Annotated in this window: 22 protein-coding genes and 1 tRNA gene; 22 read left to right on the forward strand and 1 reads right to left on the reverse strand. The window is 43.0% G+C overall.

Annotated features, from left to right (window positions below; genetic code table 11):
• Positions 1–12: 12 nt before the first annotated feature.
• The 18 genes from ETB99_RS06445 (at position 13) to ETB99_RS06530 (ending at position 15,001) form a co-directional block, all read left to right on the forward strand.
• Complete coding sequence (locus ETB99_RS06445) at positions 13–948, forward strand: nucleoside recognition domain-containing protein (protein WP_171700240.1); 936 nt, start codon at positions 13–15, stop codon at positions 946–948.
• Complete coding sequence (gene ppaX, locus ETB99_RS06450) at positions 938–1,585, forward strand: pyrophosphatase PpaX (protein WP_077429049.1); 648 nt, start codon at positions 938–940, stop codon at positions 1,583–1,585. The genes ETB99_RS06445 and ppaX overlap by 11 nt, the downstream gene beginning before the upstream one ends.
• Positions 1,582–2,070, forward strand: coding sequence for an acyltransferase (locus ETB99_RS06455; protein ID WP_077429050.1), 489 nt, complete (start codon positions 1,582–1,584; stop codon positions 2,068–2,070). The genes ppaX and ETB99_RS06455 overlap by 4 nt, the downstream gene beginning before the upstream one ends.
• A gap of 151 nt (positions 2,071–2,221) precedes the next feature.
• Positions 2,222–3,406 carry an ATP phosphoribosyltransferase regulatory subunit gene (locus ETB99_RS06460; RefSeq protein WP_077429051.1) on the forward strand — a complete coding sequence of 395 codons (1,185 nt, stop codon included), beginning with the start codon at positions 2,222–2,224 and terminating at the stop codon, positions 3,404–3,406.
• Positions 3,400–4,041, forward strand: coding sequence for an ATP phosphoribosyltransferase (hisG, locus tag ETB99_RS06465; RefSeq protein WP_012576030.1), 642 nt, complete (start codon positions 3,400–3,402; stop codon positions 4,039–4,041). The genes ETB99_RS06460 and hisG overlap by 7 nt, the downstream gene beginning before the upstream one ends.
• Positions 4,031–5,308, forward strand: coding sequence for a histidinol dehydrogenase (gene hisD, locus ETB99_RS06470; protein WP_171700241.1), 1,278 nt, complete (start codon positions 4,031–4,033; stop codon positions 5,306–5,308). Before hisG ends, hisD begins: the two co-directional genes overlap by 11 nt.
• Entirely contained in the window at positions 5,305–5,892 is a 588-nt protein-coding gene (hisB, locus tag ETB99_RS06475; RefSeq protein ID WP_035019912.1) for an imidazoleglycerol-phosphate dehydratase HisB, read from the forward strand. The genes hisD and hisB overlap by 4 nt, the downstream gene beginning before the upstream one ends.
• Complete coding sequence (gene hisH, locus ETB99_RS06480) at positions 5,893–6,525, forward strand: imidazole glycerol phosphate synthase subunit HisH (RefSeq protein ID WP_128999728.1); 633 nt, start codon at positions 5,893–5,895, stop codon at positions 6,523–6,525. It abuts the gene before it with no gap.
• The gene (gene hisA, locus ETB99_RS06485) at positions 6,525–7,253 is read left to right on the forward strand and encodes a 1-(5-phosphoribosyl)-5-[(5-phosphoribosylamino)methylideneamino]imidazole-4-carboxamide isomerase (RefSeq protein WP_077429054.1); all 729 of its coding nucleotides are present in this window, start codon (positions 6,525–6,527) and stop codon (positions 7,251–7,253) included. Before hisH ends, hisA begins: the two co-directional genes overlap by 1 nt.
• A complete protein-coding gene (hisF, locus tag ETB99_RS06490) occupies positions 7,250–8,008 on the forward strand; it encodes an imidazole glycerol phosphate synthase subunit HisF (RefSeq protein ID WP_006320176.1) in 759 nt (252 codons plus the stop codon). Before hisA ends, hisF begins: the two co-directional genes overlap by 4 nt.
• Positions 8,005–8,619: a bifunctional phosphoribosyl-AMP cyclohydrolase/phosphoribosyl-ATP diphosphatase HisIE gene (gene hisIE, locus ETB99_RS06495; protein WP_171700242.1), complete on the forward strand. Its 615-nt coding sequence runs from the start codon at positions 8,005–8,007 to the stop codon at positions 8,617–8,619. The genes hisF and hisIE overlap by 4 nt, the downstream gene beginning before the upstream one ends.
• Positions 8,620–8,702: 83 nt before the next feature.
• Positions 8,703–10,148, forward strand: coding sequence for a tetratricopeptide repeat protein (locus ETB99_RS06500; protein WP_171700243.1), 1,446 nt, complete (start codon positions 8,703–8,705; stop codon positions 10,146–10,148).
• A gap of 94 nt (positions 10,149–10,242) precedes the next feature.
• Positions 10,243–11,190 (forward strand): thioredoxin-disulfide reductase, encoded by a 948-nt coding sequence (trxB, locus tag ETB99_RS06505; protein ID WP_006320194.1) that lies wholly within the window; start codon positions 10,243–10,245, stop codon positions 11,188–11,190.
• A gap of 230 nt (positions 11,191–11,420) precedes the next feature.
• Positions 11,421–11,879 (forward strand): NUDIX hydrolase, encoded by a 459-nt coding sequence (locus ETB99_RS06510; protein ID WP_171700244.1) that lies wholly within the window; start codon positions 11,421–11,423, stop codon positions 11,877–11,879.
• A gap of 17 nt (positions 11,880–11,896) precedes the next feature.
• Entirely contained in the window at positions 11,897–12,787 is an 891-nt protein-coding gene (gene rapZ, locus ETB99_RS06515; protein ID WP_035019915.1) for an RNase adapter RapZ, read from the forward strand.
• Positions 12,784–13,749 (forward strand): gluconeogenesis factor YvcK family protein, encoded by a 966-nt coding sequence (locus tag ETB99_RS06520; protein ID WP_077429736.1) that lies wholly within the window; start codon positions 12,784–12,786, stop codon positions 13,747–13,749. Before rapZ ends, ETB99_RS06520 begins: the two co-directional genes overlap by 4 nt.
• A gap of 12 nt (positions 13,750–13,761) precedes the next feature.
• Positions 13,762–14,724, forward strand: a complete 963-nt coding sequence (gene whiA / locus ETB99_RS06525; protein WP_035019916.1) for a DNA-binding protein WhiA — start codon at positions 13,762–13,764, stop codon at positions 14,722–14,724.
• A 19-nt stretch (positions 14,725–14,743) separates the two neighbouring features.
• Complete coding sequence (locus tag ETB99_RS06530; protein ID WP_006320199.1) at positions 14,744–15,001, forward strand: HPr family phosphocarrier protein; 258 nt, start codon at positions 14,744–14,746, stop codon at positions 14,999–15,001.
• A gap of 27 nt (positions 15,002–15,028) precedes the next feature.
• On the opposite strand, the gene clpP is transcribed toward ETB99_RS06530, so the two are convergent.
• Entirely contained in the window at positions 15,029–15,643 is a 615-nt protein-coding gene (gene clpP / locus ETB99_RS06535) for an ATP-dependent Clp endopeptidase proteolytic subunit ClpP (RefSeq protein ID WP_304413198.1), read from the reverse strand.
• Positions 15,644–15,831: 188 nt separating this feature from the next.
• Between clpP and ETB99_RS06540 the strand changes: the two genes are divergently transcribed.
• The 4 genes from ETB99_RS06540 to ETB99_RS06555 all read left to right on the forward strand — a co-directional run bounded on the left by ETB99_RS06540 (position 15,832) and on the right by ETB99_RS06555 (position 18,824).
• Positions 15,832–15,903: transfer RNA gene (locus tag ETB99_RS06540), tRNA-Arg, on the forward strand.
• A 226-nt stretch (positions 15,904–16,129) separates the two neighbouring features.
• Entirely contained in the window at positions 16,130–17,410 is a 1,281-nt protein-coding gene (gene rpoN, locus ETB99_RS06545; protein ID WP_171700245.1) for an RNA polymerase factor sigma-54, read from the forward strand.
• 12 nt (positions 17,411–17,422) lie between these two features.
• Complete coding sequence (locus tag ETB99_RS06550) at positions 17,423–17,656, forward strand: glutaredoxin family protein (protein ID WP_012576015.1); 234 nt, start codon at positions 17,423–17,425, stop codon at positions 17,654–17,656.
• A 136-nt stretch (positions 17,657–17,792) separates the two neighbouring features.
• Positions 17,793–18,824: a sugar-binding transcriptional regulator gene (locus ETB99_RS06555; RefSeq protein WP_171700246.1), complete on the forward strand. Its 1,032-nt coding sequence runs from the start codon at positions 17,793–17,795 to the stop codon at positions 18,822–18,824.
• Positions 18,825–18,848: the final 24 nt, after the last annotated feature.

The raw sequence follows: 18,848 nt of genomic DNA on the forward strand, positions 1-18,848 counted from the left end.
GGGGAGAGCGAGATGCTCCAAAGGGGTTTGTTTGTTGGGTTAAAAACGACATGGACGCTCGGAAAAGTGATTTTTCCGATTACGGTTATTGTGACGCTTTTACAATACTCCCCCGTTTTGCCGTGGGTGACAAATGTGTTAACGCCGATGATGCGATGGATCGGTTTACCGGGAGATGCTGCGGTCGTTTTAGTGCTCGGCAATTTTTTAAATTTATACGCAGGCATTGGTGCGATGTTAACGATGGATTTGACAGTGAAAGAAGTGTTTATTTTAGCGGTCATGTTGTCATTTTCGCACAATATGCTCGTTGAGTCGGCTGTTGCCGCCCAAGTAGGCGTTCGTGTATGGTGGACGGTTGCTGTGCGCGTCGGTTTAGCGTTTACGTCCGCTTGGCTTATTCATGTGTTATGGGATGGCGGAGAACAAATGGCGAAGTACGGCTTTATGCCGCAATCTTCGACAACGCCGCATACGTGGGGAGAAATCGTTTGGACAGGGATCGAAAAGGCGCTATATGGTATTGGGCAGTTAGCGCTCATTATTATTCCGCTTATGATTGCGATTCAAGTGTTAAAAGAATTAAAGTGGCTAGATACGTTTTCTACATGGTTGTCTCCATTTACACGAATGCTTGGCATTCGCGAAAACGCGTCGCTTACGATGGCAGCAGGCTTATTGTTCGGTCTTGCTTACGGGGCTGGTGTTATGATTCAAGCGGTGAAAGAAGACGGGGTATCTAAAAAAGATTTAACGTTGACGTTTTTATTTTTAGTGGCGTGCCATGCGGTAGTAGAAGATACGTTATTGTTCGTGCCGCTTGGAATTCCTGTATGGCCGCTTTTAGTCATTCGGCTAACAACGGCAATTTTGCTTACAGCTACGTTAAGTTTTATTTGGAATAGAATGGAACAACGAAAAAGAAAGGAAGCGACGTATGAATATTAACACGATTTTATTTGACTTAGACGGAACGCTCATTAATACGAACGATTTAATTATTGAATCATTTTTGCATACGCTCAATCATTATTATCCAAATCAATATACGCGCGAAGATGTGCTCGCCTTTATTGGCCCGCCATTGCGTGATACGTTTGAAGCGATTGATCCAGAGCGCGTTGATGAAATGATTGAAACGTATCGGGCGTTTAATCATGCACATCACGATGCGTTAGTGAAAGAATACGAAACGGTATATGATACTGTACAAACGCTACATGAAAAAGGTTTTAAACTTGGCATTGTCACAACAAAAATTCGCCATACGGTCAATATGGGATTGAAGTTAACAAAGTTAGACTCGTTTTTCGAATGTGTGATTACGCTTGATGACGTCGAGCATGCAAAACCGCATCCGGAGCCGATTGAAAAGGCGCTCGCTTGTTTACAGGCAAAACCGGAAGAAACGTTAATGGTCGGCGATAACCACCATGACATTTTAGCAGGAAAGCATGCGGGAACGAAAACGGCGGGAGTTGCTTGGACGATCAAAGGGCGCGAACATTTAGCTACATACGAACCAGACTTTATGCTTGAAAAAATGAGTGATTTATTAAGCATTTTAGGGGTGACATCGCGTTGAGAAAAACCGAACGCTATGTTGTAACCGGAACGAACTCTTTGTGGCAACTATATCGAACCGTTTCGTTTTGGAAAGTATTGAAAAATGTCATCGTCATTTTGATCGGGCGCTATACTCCCTTTTTTCCGTTGAAAAACTGGCTATATCGCACGTTTTTACGGATGGACATTGGTCAGCATACAGCACTTGCGTTTATGGTGATGCCAGATATTTTGTTTCCGGAAAAAATTCACATCGGTAACAACACGATTATTGGCTACAATACGACCATTTTAGCACATGAATATTTAGTGAACGAATATCGGCTTGGGGATGTCATTATTGGAAACGACGTTATGATTGGAGCCAATTCAACGATTTTGCCGGGGGTGACGATCGGGGATCGTGCTGTTGTTTCCGCAGGTACGCTCGTGCATCGTGATGTACCAGCTGGTGCATTTGTCGGCGGCAATCCGATGCAAATCATTCGTCTTAGCGAACGCTAAGGCGTTTTTTTATGAATAAAAAGGAATGAAGTCGAAAAAAATCGAATGAGTTTGTAGTTGACGAAATGAAAAATGGGGAGTAAACTACAAATAACAAACTTTACTTTGCTAATATATTAGCGAACTAAAGTAAAAGAAGGACGGGACAAAAATGAGAGTATTTATGTTTGAGAAACCGCTTGGCATGCGAGATACGTTGCCAGATGTATACAAAACAAAACGAGCGTTGCGGGAAGCGATGATGGCAGAAATGGAAATGTGGGGGTATTCGTTTATTGAAACGCCGACGTTAGAATATGACGAAACGGTTGGAGCTGCTTCTGCCATTTTAGATCAGCAATTATTTAAATTGCTTGATCGGGAAGGACATACGCTCGTGTTGCGCCCAGATATGACCGCGCCCATTGCGCGTTTAGCGGCATCGAAATTATATAAAGAAGGGTGTCCGCTTCGTTTAGCGTATGCAGCAAATGTGTTTCGTGCTCAGCAGCGTGAAGGCGGGAGACCGGCAGAGTTTGAGCAAGTGGGAGTGGAATATATTGGTGATGGTACGATGTATGCTGATGCAGAAGTGATCAGTTTAATGATTTTTGCTTTAAAGCGAGCAGGATTGCGCGACTTTACGGTGACAATCGGACATATTGGTTATGTGGATGCGTTGTTTTTTGATATTTTGCGCCACGAACAACGAGTAGAAACGTTGCGTCGCTTTTTATATGAAAAAAATTATGTTGGTTATCGCGAACACGTCAAATCGTTGCCGCTTTCCTCGATTGATCGTGATCGCCTTTTACGACTCTTAACGCTAAGAGGAGGAGAGGAAGTCGTTGCGGAAGCAAAAGCATTCGCAACAACAGAGGAGGAGCGACGGGCAGTCGAGGAACTAGAGCAATTATGGATGCATGTAAAACAATATGGCGTCACCGACATGGTGAAATTAGACATGAGCTTAGTGAGCCATATGAGTTACTATACTGGCGTTCTTTTTGAAGTGTACGCAAAAAACATTGGGTTTTTACTCGGAAATGGCGGTCGATATGATGAATTGTTAGGAAAATTCCATCGTCCATCGCCTGCGACAGGGTTTAGCGTCCGTTTAGATCGTTTAATGGAGGCGATTGGTGAGCAACACCGTAGAGAAAAGACGACGTGCATTATTTTTAGTCAAGAACGTTTTGCGGAGGCGTATGCGAAAGCTGCGGAAATGAGAAAAAAAGGGGAAAAAGTTGTATTGCAACACGTTGCTGGTGTAGGAGATATGGATCAATTTACTGCATCATTTGACGATGTAGAGTACGTATTAGGGAAACGCGGAAAGGATGAACAATCATGCTGACGGTTGCGATGCCAAAAGGTCGTATTTTTTCAGAGGCGCTTGCTTTGTTAAAACAAGCAGGTTATGACATTCCCGATGATTTGGAACATTCTCGAAAACTAATGATTGACGTGCCAAGTGAGCAACTGCGTTTTATTTTGGCGAAGCCGATGGATGTTGTCACATATGTTGAACATGGAGTTGCTGATGTTGGCATTGCCGGTAAAGATGTGCTCCTTGAAGAAGAACGCGATGTGTATGAAATGTTAGATTTGCGCATTAGCCCTTGCTATTTGGCGGTGGCAGGACTTCCGAATACGCACGTTCATCCGATTGCGCCAAGGGTGGCGACAAAATATCCAAATATTGCATCGACCTATTTTCGCGAACAAGGGGAGCAAGTAGAAATTATTAAACTAAATGGGTCTGTTGAATTAGCACCGCTTATCGGTTTAGCGGAACGAATTGTCGACATTGTTTCGACAGGGCGAACGTTAAAAGAAAATGGGCTTGTTGAGCTCGAACGAATTGTTGATGTGACATCGCGTTTTATTGTCAATCCAGTGAGTTATCGCATGCAAGATCGGGCGATTGAACGAATGGTTGATCGTTTAACGTACGCGATCGAGAAAGTGGGGGAAAATGATGAAAATTGAACGTGTACAAGGAGTTGTATCGCTTCGACGGACGATTGAAAATGGGACGGAAGAGCAACGACAAGCGGTAAAGCGAATCATTGATGACGTACGCAACAATGGGGATGCGGCGTTAAAAAAGTATACGGAAATGTTTGGCGGCATTTCACCTCATACGCTTGCTGTTACACAAGAAGAAATTGAAGAGGCGTATTGGCTTGTGGATGAAAACATCGTTCAAATTATTCGCGAGGCGGCACAAAACATTCGCGAATATCACGAACGTCAACGTGAGACATCATGGTTTATGACGCGTGACGACGGAACGATTCTCGGACAAAAAGTTACCCCGCTTGATGCAGTCGGGTTATATGTGCCGGGGGGGACAGCGGCTTATCCGTCTTCGGTGCTTATGAATGTCATCCCTGCACAAGTGGCTGGAGTGAAACGCATCGTCATCGTTTCTCCACCAAATGAACGAGGCACGTTGCCAGCGGCGGTGCTTGTTACGGCGTGTGAACTCGGTGTGCAAGAAATATATAAAGTAGGCGGTGCTCAAGCGATCGCTGCATTAGCATACGGTACGGAAACGATCGAGCCGGTCGATAAAATTTTTGGGCCTGGAAACATTTACGTCGCACTTGCCAAAAGGGAAGTGTTCGGTCAAGTCGATATTGATATGATTGCGGGACCGAGTGAAATTGTCGTGCTCGCTGATGAAACAGCCAAACCGAACGAAATTGCCGCCGATTTATTATCGCAAGCAGAACATGATGAGCGGGCGGTAAGTATATTGGTGACACCGTCTTTACAACTCGCTTTAAAAGTAGAGGAAGAGGTGGAAAAACAGCTTGTTACCCTTCCAAGAAAAGAAATTGCCCAAAAAGCGATCAATGAATATGGCGCCATTTACGTAACTGATACGATGAAACAGGCGATTGATGTCGTGAACGAATTAGCGCCTGAACATTTAGAAGTGATGACGGCAGAGCCGTTTGAAATATTAGGTGACATTCGACATGCAGGAGCGATCTTTTTAGGCCCGTACAGTTCTGAACCGGTAGGAGATTATTTTGCAGGAACGAATCATGTGTTGCCGACAAATGGGACCGCTCGTTTTTCGTCTGGGCTAACAGTTGAGGCATTTATGAAAAAATCAAGCATCATTTTTTATAGCGAGCAAGCTTGGCAACAACATGCGGCAAAAATTGCGGCGTTTGCACGACTAGAAGGGCTTGAAGCACATGCACGAGCAGTAGAGGAACGGTTAAAAAGGGGAGGAAAATAATGCGAACAGCAACCATTCAACGAGCGACAAGTGAAACACAAATTGAGCTTACGTTTGCGGTGGACGGAGAAGGAAAAGCGGAGTTAGAAACGGGTGTGCCGTTTTTAACACATATGCTTGATTTATTCACCAAGCATGGGCATTTTAATTTGTCCGTTCACGCCAAAGGGGATACACATATTGACGACCATCATACGACAGAAGATATCGGCATTTGTTTAGGGCAAGCAATTCGCCAAGCACTTGGTGATAAAAAAGGAATTAGACGATACGGAAATGCGTTCGTTCCGATGGATGATGCGCTTGCGCAAGTCGTCATCGATGTGAGCAATCGCCCGCATCTTGAGTTTCGTGGGGAGTTTCCGAGTCAAAAAGTAGGGACGTTTGATGTCGAGCTCGTACATGAATTTTTATGGAAATTAGCATTAGAAGCGCGAATGAATGTGCATGTCATCGTTCATTATGGGCGCAATACACATCATATGATTGAGGCGGTGTTTAAAGCACTTGCGCGTGCACTTGATGAGGCAACAATGATCGATCCACGCGTCAAATCTGTACCGTCAACGAAGGGAATGTTGTAAATGATCGGCATTATTGATTATGGTATGGGCAATTTATATAGCGTCAGCAAAGCGTTAGAACGGTTAAACGTGCCGTATATCGTTGAAAGCGATCAAAACAAGTTGAGTCAAGCAGATGGTTTCATTTTGCCTGGTGTTGGTTCATTTAAAGATGCGATGCACATGTTAACAGAAACGAAGCTGGACTCTTTTATCCACGAACAAGTTGCAGCAGGAAAGCCGCTTCTTGGCATTTGTTTAGGCATGCAGTTGTTGTTTGAAGAAAGCGAAGAAAACGGTTTGACGGCTGGGCTAAAGTTGCTCCCAGGTCGTGTCGTTCGCTTTACGGGCATGACAAAAGAAGGAAAACGATATAAAGTGCCGCATATGGGATGGAACGAGCTTGCTTTCCATCAATCGTCTCCGCTTTTTGATGGCGTTGAACGAGGGCATGTATATTTTGTTCATTCGTATTATGTACAAACAGATGATCGAATCGTTGTGCTAGCAAGTGCGCAATATGATGTAGAAGTTCCTGCGGTCGTTGGACGCGGGAAGATATTCGGGACACAATTTCATCCGGAGAAAAGTGGGGCACTCGGCATGCGTCTATTGCAAAATTATGCAAGGCTTGTAGAAAGGGAGAGAAACTAATGTTTACGATTTATCCAGCCATCGACATGCGTGACGGAAAATGTGTTCGTCTCGTGCAAGGAGACTATAACAAAGAAACGGTATATGGACATTCGCCAGTCGAAATGGCGCGTTCGTTTGTTTCACAAGGGGCGACATGGATTCATATGGTCGATTTAGACGGGGCGAAAGAAGGAAGACGGGTGAATGATGCATTCGTCGTCGAAGTGGCACAAACGCTTGCGGTGAACGTTCAAATTGGCGGTGGTATTCGTACAGAAGAAGACGTGGCATATTACTTAGAACAAGGTGTATCGCGCGTCATTTTAGGAAGTGCTGCGATTTCGAATCCTTCGTTTGTGAAAGCGATGCTTCGCGCGTATGGTGAACGCATTGTCATCGGTATTGATGCAAAAAACGGATTTGTTGCGACAGAAGGATGGACACATACGTCGACGATCGAAGCGGTTGAACTCGGGAGACAGCTTGCGGACGCTGGAGCAGAAACGTTTATTTTTACCGATATTGCGACAGACGGGATGTTATCCGGTCCAAATATTGAGGCGGTTGTTCGCCTAGCTCAGGCGACGAACAAACGTGTTATTGCTTCTGGCGGCATTCGCTCGCTCGATGATTTACACGCCTTAAAGCAATTCGAAAATGAAGGAGTGGCTGGAGCGATTGTTGGTAAAGCGTTATATACAGGGCAGTTTACTGTTGCTGAAGCGTTAAAGGCGGTGGAACAATGATTACAAAACGCATTATTCCTTGTTTAGACGTGAAAGATGGTCGTGTTGTCAAGGGGGTGCAATTTGTTTCGTTGCGCGATGCGGGTGATCCGGTTGAGCTCGCGCGTGCATATGATGAACAAGGAGCTGACGAGCTTGTTTTTTTAGATATTTCAGCGTCACATGAAGGACGAAAAACAATGGTACACGTCGTTCAGCGTGTCGCTGCACAGCTAGCCATTCCGTTTACGGTCGGGGGCGGAATTAGCACATTAGAAGATATGAAAACGATTTTGCGTGCGGGAGCGGACAAAGTGTCGGTTAATACGGCTGCGTTATTACGCCCAGAGTTGATTACAGAGGGAGCGAATTTTTTTGGTTCGCAATGTATCGTCGTGGCGATTGATGCTAAATATGATGAAACGATGCAATCGTGGCGCGTGTATACGCATGGCGGTCGCCGTCCAACGAATTGGGAAGTTGTTGCATGGGCGAAAGAGGCTGTCAAACGTGGAGCAGGAGAAATTTTATTAACGAGCATGGATCGTGACGGTGGAAAAGACGGTTTTGATTTGGCGTTGACGAAACGAGTAAGTGAAGCTGTTTCTGTTCCTGTTATTGCATCAGGAGGGGCTGGGTGCGCCCAACATTTTGTTGATGTGTTTCAAACCGCTCAAGCAGATGCCGCATTAGCCGCCTCGATTTTTCATTATAAAGAAACGTCCGTCCAGCAAGTGAAACAGTACGTGCGTGAACAGGGGGTAAACGTCCGATGAATATTCAATTTAATGAACAAGGACTTGTGCCGGCGATCGTCCAAGATGCACACAGTAAAGAAGTGTTGACGTTAGCGTATATGAACGAGCAATCGTTGCAAAAGACGTTAGAAACGAAAGAAACATGGTTTTATAGCCGCTCGCGGCAACAGTTATGGCATAAAGGAGAAACGTCCGGAAACGTACAAAAAGTTGTTGATATTCGTTATGACTGTGATGCGGATGCCCTTCTTATACTCGTTGAGCCGAAAGGATCGGCATGCCACACAGGGGAATACTCTTGTTTTCATCATCGGTTAAACGATGAAAAGCCAGTTGCTACGCCGAATCGTTTCGCGATTTTAAGCGTGTTAGAGTCGCTGATTGCAGAACGTGAGGCAAAACGTCCTGAAGGGTCGTATACAACGTATTTATTTGAAAAGGGAATTGATAAGATCGCAAAAAAAGTTGGGGAGGAAGCGGCAGAAGTCATTATTGCAGCTAAAAACCGCTCAAAAGAAGAACTACGATGGGAAGCGGCAGATTTATTATATCATTTACTCGTTTTGTTGCGTGAACAGCGTGTGTCGCTCGATGATGTGCTTTCCGTATTAGCGGAGCGTCATCGGTAACGCTTTTTTCTCCATCCATGTTGTTCTGAAGCGAAAATGTGGTATACTTTCTTTCGGTGAAAGAAATCAACATGGAGGGTTCGATGAAAAAACATTTGCAAAAACGTGTCGGGAAAGTCATTCCGTTTATTCAAGACGGTACGTACTTTTTTAATAAAGGTGTCACATATTATCGTCGTCGCGATTTACGTAAAGCGAAAGCGTATTTGCAACGGGCGGTGCAACTGGAGCCAGAACAAAGCACATTTGCGTGCCAATTGGCGATTGTATTGTCAGAATTGGGGGAATATGCGCAATCGAACGAATGGTTATTACGCATTATTGAACAAGACGACGATTTAGCGGAATGTTTTTACTTTTTAGCGAACAACTATGCTCATTTAGGGTTGTTTGGTGAGGCGACGAAATATGCGGAGCAGTATATGGAACGCGAACCGGATGGAGAGTTTGCGGAGTATACGCTCGATTTATTAGATATTTTAACGATTGAACAAGATGACGAGTGGCTGAATTATGATGATATGTTAATGAAGCAAGAACAGGCTCGTACGCTGCTTGAAAAAGGCGAGTTTCAAGAAGCGATTGTTTTGTTTGAAGAAATGATTAAAGAGCATCCAGAACATTGGGCGGCTTACAACAATTTAGCGCTCGCTTATTTTTATCAAGGGAATGTCGGGAAAGCGAAACAAACGATCGAATACATTTTAAAGCAAAATCCAGGTAATTTACATGCTCTTTGCAATGATGCGGTGTTTTCGTATTATTTACAAGAACAAGAGCGACTATTTTCACTTATTCAGTCGTTACAACGCGTACATCCGATTTCATTTGAGCATCGCTATAAGCTTGGGGTGACGTTTGCAATTGTCGGACGCTATGATTTAGCGTTTCAATGGTTGCGACAGTTACAACGCCGCGGTTTTGAAGGGGATGCACCGTTTTATTATTGGTACGCATATGCTGCATATCATATGGGATATCGCATGCTAGCGGAGTCGATGTGGAAAAAGTTCATTGCGCTTCACCCAGATAAAAAAGGAAGCGAGCCGTGGCGTTATCGTGAACAGACGATTGAACACATTCAGTCATTATTTGCAAAACAAGATATTGCTTCTTCATTGTATGCGTTATATTTAATAGGCAAATCGTTTATAGCAAGCGATTATCCGTTTCCAAAACAATCATGGTCTCATCCGTTTTTGCAGGAATGGAGCGACTACGTATACGGATATGAACATGAACCATCCGCGCATGTTGTCGATGCGCATCGCATCGTGACGTTGCTTATTCAACATAACGGGTTTGAATACGAGCCTTTATATATTGCTTGGTTTTCTTTTTTTATCGAGGCAATAAAGGAAATCGATTCGTTTTCTAATCACGAAGGATGGGCAGCGGCGTTTGAATATATGTTTCGTAAACGTCGTGGTGAGCGTGTGACACAGCGAATGCTTGCAGAACGTTATGGGGTGTCAGTAGCAACGATCGGAAAGTATGTGAAAGTTATGAAACAGCAGTGGCACGGATGAGCAAGTTAATAGACCCTTTTGTTTTGTTGTATTACGATAGAAATATGGAAATGATAAAATGGAGAGTCATGCATAAAGAAAGGGTGGAAGAAACGTGTCACAAGAAAATATTTATGACGTCATTATTATTGGCGCAGGTCCAGCAGGGATGACGGCAGCGGTGTACACATCGCGAGCGAACTTATCGACGCTTATGCTTGAACGCGGGGTTCCTGGCGGTCAAATGGCAAATACAGAGGAAGTAGAGAACTATCCAGGGTATGAACATATTCTTGGGCCAGAGCTCGCGACGAAGATGTTTGAACATGCGAAAAAATTTGGTGCTGAATATGCGTACGGTGATGTAAAAGAAGTGATTGACGGCGAAGCGTATAAGACGGTTGTCACAAGCAATCAACAATACAAAGCTCGTGCCGTTATTATTGCGACAGGTGCAGAGTATAAAAAGCTTGGCGTTCCTGGTGAAAAAGAATTGGGGGGACGCGGCGTTTCGTATTGTGCGGTATGTGACGGAGCGTTTTTTAAAGGCAAAGAGCTTGTCGTTGTCGGTGGAGGGGATTCAGCCGTTGAAGAAGGTGTGTATTTAACACGTTTTGCAAGTAAAGTGACGATCGTTCACCGTCGCGACCAGTTGCGTGCGCAAAAAATTTTACAGCAACGAGCGTTTGCGAATGAGAAGGTTGATTTTATTTGGAATCATACAGTCAAGCAAATTAACGAAAAAGATGGTCGTGTCGGCAGCGTGACGCTCGTTCATACACAAACAGGGGAAGAGCGTGAGTTCCCGTGTGATGGCGTGTTTATTTACATCGGTATGGTGCCGCTAACAAAGCCGTTTGCTTCACTTGGCATTACGAACGAAAACGGCTATATTGAAACGAACGAATTAATGGAAACGAAAGTGCCTGGCATTTTTGCAGCAGGGGATGTGCGTGAAAAGTCGCTTCGTCAAATTGTTACCGCAACAGGTGACGGAAGTATTGCGGCACAAAGCGCTCAACATTACGTAGAAGAATTAAAGGAAAAGCTTAACATTCAGTAATGAAAACGTAATGTGGCTTTAATTGAACTGTAACACGCTTGAAACAATAAAAGAGTATGATAAAAGTAAGTAATTGACCCCCTTTTTATATATACTTGTTGGCACGGGCTTTCGTCCCGTGCTTTCTTTTTGTTACGGTTATGAAAACGTTTCAAAAATTATACTTTGTGACCGTTTGTAAGAAATAGTATAATGAAAAAAAACATAGTCAGTATTGAGGTGAACGGACGTTGCAACGAGTGACGAACTGTGTATTAGTGAAAGACGGACACGTTCTTTTGTTAAAGAAACCTCGGCGCGGTTGGTGGGTAGCGCCGGGGGGGAAAATGGAACAAGGAGAATCAGTACGGGAAGCTTGTGTGCGAGAGTATCGTGAAGAAACAGGTATTTATTTGAAAAACCCAAAATTAAAAGGGGTATTTACGTTTGTCATGAAGCGAGGAGAAGAAGTCGTTTCTGAATGGATGATGTTTACGTTTTTTGCGGAACATTTTGAAGGGGAAAACGTATTACAATGTGAGGAAGGAGAACTCGCTTGGCATCCAATTGAACATATATCGACGTTGCCGATGGCGCCAGGCGATTACCATATTATTGACTATGTCGTGAAAGGCACGGGCATTATGTACGGCACATTCACGTATACAGAGGAATTTGAGTTGTTGTCTTACCGGCTTGATCCGAGTTAAAGAAAGGGGAGAGGGCGATGAGCACAGGCTCAGCACATGTTCATATGGTGATTATTACAGGGATGTCGGGAGCAGGAAAAACGGTAGCGATCCAAAGTTTTGAGGATTTAGGCTATTTTTGTGTCGATAATTTGCCACCGACGTTGTTACCAAAGTTTCTTGAATTAATTCGAGAGTCAGGAAATAAAATGAATAAAATTGCTCTCGTCATGGATTTGCGGAGTCGTGATTTTTTCGATCGTCTTTTTGCAGCGCTCGATGATTTGGCAGAAACATCGTGGGTGACGCCACAAATTTTATTTTTAGATGCGAACGATACGACACTTGTTAGCCGTTATAAAGAAACGCGGCGTTCTCATCCGCTTGCTCCAAGCGGATTGCCACTTGAAGGAATTAAGTTGGAGCGCCAGTTGCTCGAGGAATTGAAAGGGCGCGCGCAAATGATTATCGACACATCCAACTTAAAACCGCGCGAACTGCGCGAAAAAATTGTTCAAACATTTGCGACACCAGCTACGACAACGTTTTCTGTCAATGTTGTTTCATTTGGCTTTAAATATGGGTTGCCGATTGATGCGGATCTCGTCTTTGATGTTCGTTTTTTACCGAATCCGCATTATATCGAGCATATGCGTCCGAAAACAGGACTAGATGAGGAAGTATCATCTTACGTTTTGAAATGGACGGAGACGCAAAAATTTATTGAAAAAGTAACGGATTTACTTTCGTTTATGCTTCCACATTATAAGCGAGAAGGAAAAAGTCAAGTCGTCATTGCCATTGGATGTACAGGTGGACAGCATCGTTCTGTAACGTTAGCGGAGTATATCGCACGTTATTTTGCTGACGAATATACAACGCATGTATCACATCGAGATATTGCAAAAAGAAAGGATACGCACCGATGAAAAAAATTGTTGTCATTGGCGGGGGCACAGGGCTTCCTGTTTTGCTTCGGGGGCTCAAACAATATGATGTCGATTTGACAGCGATCGTCACCGTTGCAGATGATGGCGGAAGCTCGGGGAGATTACGTGATGAACTGGATATGCCTCCGCCCGGAGATATTCGTAACGTACTTGCAGCTCTTTCTGATGTAGAGCCACTCATTATCGAATTGTTTCAACATCGATTTGAAAACGGGAACGGGTTATCCGGTCATTCGCTTGGCAATTTAATTTTAGCGGCGATGACGGCCATCACTGGCGATTTCGTGCATGCGGTTCGTGAAATGGGAAAAGTGTTAAATGTGCGTGGAAAAGTGTTGCCAGCCGCAAATGAAAGTGTTGTTTTGCATGCAGAAATGGAAGACGGGACGATCGTATCGGGTGAGTCAAAAATTCCGTATTCCGGAAAAAAAATTAAACGTGTATTTTTAACTCCATCAAATATTGAGCCGCTCGAAGAAACGATTACAGAATTACAAACGGCAGATTTAATTGTGATTGGACCCGGGAGTTTATATACGAGCATTTTACCGAATTTACTCGTTCCTAAAATTGGCGAAGAGGTATGTCAATCAAAGGCGAAAAAAGTATATATATGCAACGTCATGACTCAAGCAGGAGAAACGTTAAACTATACGGCGAGCGATCATGTAAAAGCGCTGTATGATCATATGGCTTGTGCATTTTTAGATGCTATCATTGTCAATAATGCGCCCATTTTGCCAGAAACGAAAGAGCGATATGCGAAAGAACTGGCTGCACCTGTCAGTTGTGATATGGAAGAATTAGAGAAGCTCGGTTTACAAGTCATTTGTGATGCGATTATTGATGAGCGAGATGGAACGGTGCGTCACGATACGAAAAAAATAGCGGCGTTGCTCGTTTCGCTTCTAGCACCTCCTTCGCACGACGTATATTTATAGGAGGTGGGATCGTTGTCATTTGCATCAGAAACAAAGAAAGAATTAACGGGTATTGACGTGAAACCTTGTTGTTTAAAAGCAGAGTTGTCTGCTTTAATTCGAATGAACGGTTCCATTTCATTTTCTAACCGCCGTTTGTTGCTAAACATTCAAACAGAAAATGCCGCAATCGCACGGCGCATTTATACGTTATTAAAAAAAGGGTATGATGTAGTAGTTGAGTTGCTTGTACGCAAAAAGATGCGTTTAAAGAAAAATAACGTATATATCGTACGGGTGGTGGAAGGAACGCACGAACTATTATCAGATTTAAAAATTATGGAAGAAGGATTTTCGTTTGTTCACGTCATTTCGCCAGAACTCGTGCAAAAAAAATGTTGTAAACGTTCGTATTTGCGTGGAGCGTTTTTAGCGGGTGGATCTGTTAATAACCCAGAAACATCGTCTTATCATTTAGAAATTTTTTCATTATATCGTGAACATAACGAATCGCTTTGTGAACTGATGAACACGAATTTTCATTTACATGCGCGCACGTTAGAAAGAAAAAAAGGGTTTATTACGTATTTAAAAGAAGCGGAGAAAATTGCAGAGTTTTTAAGCATTATCGGAGCACATCAAGCGCTATTGCGTTTTGAAGATGTGCGCATCGTGCGCGATATGCGTAATTCTGTCAATCGTCTTGTTAACTGTGAAACAGCGAACTTAAATAAAACGATTGGCGCAGCGTTGCGACAGGTGGAAAACATTCGTTATATTGACGAGACAATCGGGCTTGATCAGCTCCCAGAAAAGCTTCGTGAGATCGCAAAATTGCGCATTGAATACCAAGATGTGACGCTTAAAGAGCTTGGAGAAATGGTTTCTGGTGGGAAAATTAGCAAATCGGGTATTAATCATCGCCTGCGTAAATTAGATGAAATTGCTGAACGACTTCGTGCAGGTCAGCCGATCGATTTTCATAAATCTTTATGAACTATGGGAGGAATGCAAAATGGTAGAAAAGCAAGTGGAAGTACGGTTGAAAACAGGGTTGCAAGCGCGTCCAGCAGCGTTATTTGTTCAAGAAGCAAACCGTTTTTCAGCCGATATTTACATCGAAAAAGATGGAAAAAAAGTAAATGCAAAAAGCATTATGGGTTTAATGAGTTTAGCGATTCATACAGGGGCAGTTATCACCATTTATGCGAATGGATCAGATGAACAAGAAGCGTTAAACAAACTTGTTGAGTATGTACAAAAAGAAGCATAAAAACAAGGCGGGAAGGCCGCCTTGTTTTTATTTTTCATCGACGCGTGTTAATACGCGGTCAATTAAACCGTATTCTTTCGCTTTTTCAGCTGTCATAAAGTTGTCGCGATCGGTGTCGCGCTCAATGACTTCGATTGGTTGTCCTGTATTTTCGGATAAGATGCGGTTTAATTTGTCACGCAAGAATAAAATGCGTTTGGCTGCAATTTCGATTTCTGTTGCTTGGCCTTGTACGCCACCGAGCGGTTGATGAATCATGATCTCGCTATTTGGCAATGCAAAACGTTTTCCTTTGGCACCTGCTGCCAGCAAAAACGCCCCCATAGAAGCTGCCATACCGATACAAATCGTCGATACATCTGGTTTAATAAATTGCATCGTATCGTAAATCGCCATGCCTGCTGTAATCGACCCACCAGGGCTGTTAATGTAGAGAGAAATATCTTTTTCAGGGTCTTCAGCGGCTAAAAATAAAAGCTGAGAAACGATTGAGTTTGCGACATGATCATCGATTGGGCTTCCTAAAATGATGATGCGGTCTTTTAATAAGCGAGAGTAAATGTCATATGCACGTTCTCCACGGCTCGTTTGTTCAATAACTGTAGGAATTAAGTTCATACTCTTCCTCCTCCGATAATTCATTTTTTATGTACTTTTATCATACAGGAAAGGTCAATAAAGGTCAAATGAAATACCTTTCATTCATATGTATTCGCTTTTTTTCTTCTGCATCCCTTCTTTCATCGTTTCCGCTTTTTTAAATTTTAAACGTCACCGCTATTGCATTTTTTTTTCTTCTTCACTATAATGGTAAGTGCATTTATCACTATGCCCTCGTAGTGTAGTGGATAGCACGAGAGATTCCGGTTCTCTTAGCGTGGGTTCGAATCCTGCCGAGGGCGTTAATTAACCCCTGCTTGCTATGCAAGCGGGGGTTTTTGTATAAAAAAATAAAGTCCGGTGTGCCGCACCGGACGAATAGATGAATTTTGCGAGGCTTGCTCGCTTGTTCTATAAGAATGATAACATGCCTTCGATGCATATGCATAGTAGAAAAAACATCCAATATGTTTTTATCGTCTCTCCGTTAGAGAGATGATAAAATGAGGATGAAGGGAGATGGCATGAATGGAGATGCAATTAACGCAAAGGCAAGAGCTAAAAGTTGCGTTGACAAAAGAGCTTGTACAGGCGATTGAATTGTTGCAATATTCAACGATCGAACTACAATCGCTTTTACATGAACAAGCGCTTGAAAATCCATTTGTTGAGTTGCATGAACGAAAACGAACGGCTAATAAGCGACGAGAACGAACAGATCAGAAGCATTATATTGAAAATGTAAGCGCTTTTAATTGTTCGCTTGCTTCACATTTACATGGCCAACTCGTTGGTATGCGTGTATCGGACGAGGAAAGAAAAGCACTTGATTATTTAATTGCGTCACTTGATGAATATGGTTATTTGCATACAACAATTGCCGAGGCGGCTTGCCATCTTCAGTTAGAAGAAACGACTATATCGCGAGCACTTCATATGTTACGGTCACTTGATCCTGCTGGGGTAGGAGCGGAAAATTTGTCGCATTGTTTATATTTACAACTCATCCGTCTTCCACAAAGGGATGAGCTAGCAGAGACGATTGTGACGGAGTATTTCGAATCGTTTGTCCATAAAAAATGGAAAGAAATAAAATCGAAACTAGGTGTAGAGTTAGCGGACTTACAGCGGGTGTGGGAACTTATTCGTACGCTCCATCCACGCCCAGGAAGTTTGTATAACGATGAACAAATGACGTACATTGTCCCTGATGTCATCGTGTCATATAGTGATGGGGTGTGGAATGTAACGATAAATGAAGAAATTATTCCAACTGTTGTATGGAATGAATCGTATGAACGGAAAGTACGATCGGATGATCCGCACGTTCAAAAATATATCGAGGAAAAACGTCAACAGTTTCAATGGATCCAACGTTGTTTAATGCAGCGAGCAACAACGATTGAGCAAATTGCCTGTGAGTTAATTCATCGACAACGTGATTATTTTGAAAAAGGTTTGCTCCATATGAAGCCACTTACGATGCGCGAAGTGGCAACAGCATTAAACATTCATGAATCGACCGTCAGTCGCGCGGTGAAAAATAAATATATGCAAACGCCTCATGGTTTAATTGACATGCGCCGCTTTTTTACAAGCGGTGTTGATGAACACGCATCGCAAGAAAAAGTAAAAGGTTTAATTGCGGAATTAATTAAGCAAGAAAATGGGCAAAAACCTCTTTCCGACCAAAACATTGCTGATTTACTCGAGCAACGATACAATATTTGTGTAGCGCGGCGGACGGTCGCGAAATATCGTGAACAGCTTTGTATTCCACCAGCTTCGAAACGAAAGCAATATGCATAAAGGGGACAAAACATGAAAATCGTGTTATATTCGAAAGAAAACTGCTGTCTTTGTGATGAAGCAAAAGACATTCTTCGCGAGTTACAAGTCGAATGGGAAGAAGTAGATATTTACAAAGATGAGCGATTACTTGAACGATACCATCTTATGATTCCTGTCATTGAAATGAACGGAGACATCGTTGCGTACGGTCGCATTCACAAAGATGTCATAAGAAAGCGATTACAACAAATACGAAGCAGTTGAATAACGTTTCACTTCCTGTTACAATAAAGTTGTAGCAGGGGTGAATTTTTTTTACGTAAAGTGGGACATAATACGTCATAGTGGGACTTAAAACGTCCTGGAAAAGAAAAAGAGAGTAAAGAAGGAAGAAAAGAGCATGCGACAATGGATTGAGGTTCAACGAAAATTGTTGCCTGATCTTCTCGCGATTATGCAAAAGCGATACGAAATTTTGCAGCACATTCGCTTAATGCAACCGATTGGACGCCGAACATTATCCTTAAACTTAGGCATTAGCGAGCGCGTCTTACGGTCGGAAGTGCAGTTTTTAAAAGAGCAAAATTTGCTTGATATTACAACTGCGGGCATGAGTGTTACATCGGAAGGAAACGATGTACTCATTCAACTTGAAGATATGATGCGAGAAGTACTCGGGTTAAAAGAGCTGGAAAGAAAAATAAAAAAGAAACTTCCTGTCAAAGATGTCATTGTCGTTGCCGGAGACAGTGACCAATCCCCTTGGGTGAAAAGAGAGATGGGAAGAGCTTGTGTCTCACGTATAAAACATTCACTAACAGGGAAAGACGTTGTAGCAGTAACTGGTGGAACAACCCTTGCTGCTGTTGCTGAAATGATGACACCAGACGTCAAATACCGAGATGTGTTATTTGTTCCAGCACGCGGTGGACTTGGAGAAGATGTAACGAACCAGGCGAACACGATTTGTGCGCGCATGGCGGAAAAAGCAATGGGACATTATCGTTTGTTACATGTCCCTGACCAGCTAAGTGCTGAAACGTATCAATCGATTATTGAAGAACCAGCTATTAAAGAAGTGCTTGAATTAATTAAGTCATCAACGGTCGTCATTCATGGTATAGGTGACGCAAAAACGATGGCAGAACGAAGAAAAACGCCACCAGAAGAAATGAAAAAAATTGAACACAACAAGGCGGTAGCAGAAGCGTTTGGATACTACTTCAATCAACATGGAGAAGTGGTTCATAAAGTAAACACCGTTGGCATTCAGCTCGAAGATGTGCGCCACGTTCCTTGCGTCATTGCAGTGGCAGGAGGCGCTTCGAAAGCAAAAGCAATTCAAGCGTATATGAAACAGGCACATCAGTGCATCTTAATTACAGATGAAGGTGCAGCAAAACAGTTAGTACGGGATGATTCATCCCTCTAAAATATATCCTTATAATTCCAAAGG

The sequence above is a fragment of the Anoxybacillus sp. CHMUD genome, from assembly GCF_013096965.1.
GTDB lineage: Bacteria > Bacillota > Bacilli > Bacillales > Anoxybacillaceae > Anoxybacillus > Anoxybacillus kestanbolensis_A.